This window comes from Arthrobacter sp. JCM 19049, from assembly GCF_001310435.1.
Map to the genome: position 1 here is coordinate 1 of NZ_BAXF01000600.1, position 1,168 is coordinate 1,168.

At 67.2% G+C, this 1,168-nt stretch carries 1 pseudogene; it reads left to right on the top strand.

Annotated features, from left to right (window positions below):
• Nucleotides 1–914: pseudogene (locus tag JCM19049_RS14840) on the top strand (acyl-CoA dehydrogenase family protein); the annotation flags it as partial.
• Between the last annotated feature and the right edge of the window lie 254 nt (nucleotides 915–1,168).

Genomic DNA, 1,168 nt, shown 5'->3' on the forward strand with positions numbered 1-1,168 from the left:
CGAACTGGAGGCCGGGGACTCGGGGCTGCGCACCTTCGTCTCCGTGCAGGCTCCCTGGCCATGAGCGCCATCTACAAGCACGGCTCCGAGGAGCAGAAGCAGCAGTGGCTGCCGCAGATGGCCGCCGGCGAGGCCATCGGCTGCTTCGGGCTGACCGAGCCCACCGCAGGCTCGGATCCCTCCAGCATGACCACCTTCGCCCGCCGTGACGGGCAGGACTGGGTGCTGAACGGAACCAAGCGCTGGATCGGGCTGGCCAACGTGGCCAAGGTCGCCGTCATCTGGGCGCAGACCGATGAGGGGATCCGCGGTTTCGTGGTTCCCACCGACACGCCCGGGTACTCGGCCACCCCGATCGAGCCGAAGCTATCGATGCGCGCCTCGATCCAGTGCGAAATCGAGCTGAGCGACGTGCGCCTGCCTGCCGATGCGGTGCTGCCGCACGTCACCGGGCTCAAGGGGCCGTTCTCCTGCCTGAACGAGGCCCGCTACGGCATCATCTGGGGCTCCATGGGCGCCGCCCGGGACGCGTTCGAGGATGCCCTGGCCTACTCGCAGACCCGCATGCAGTTCGACAAGCCGCTGGCCGGCTACCAGATGACCCAGCAGAAGCTGGTGGACATGGCCCTGGAAATCAACAAGGGTTTCCTGCTGGCCCTGCACATTGGCCGGATGAAGGACGCCGGAACCCTGGACCTGCACCAGATCTCGGTGGGCAAGCTGAACAACTGCCGCGAGGCCATTGAAATCTGCCGGGAGGCGCGCACCATCCTGGGCGGCAACGGCATCACCATGGACTACTCGCCGCTGCGCCACGCCAACAACCTGGAATCGGTGCGCACCTACGAGGGCACCGATGAGGTGCACACCCTGATCCTGGGCAACAAGCTCACCGGGTGCCGGCCTTCCGCTAGGACCGGCATTGCGTCGGGGACGGCAAGCAGCCGCCCCGGCGCGGCGTCCCAAACACGAACCGTCACCAGCACCGCCTCCTCCAGCGGGCAGCATCTAGAAAGTCAGGCATATGAAGGAACAGAACACCGTGGTCGAGCTGCGTCAATTCCTCGATGGCCAGTGGGTTCCCGGCCAGGGGCAGCAGGTCAGCTCCAGTGCTGCGGCCACCCCCGAACGAACCCTCGCCCAGGGGGCGGCGGCCACCGCCGCACAG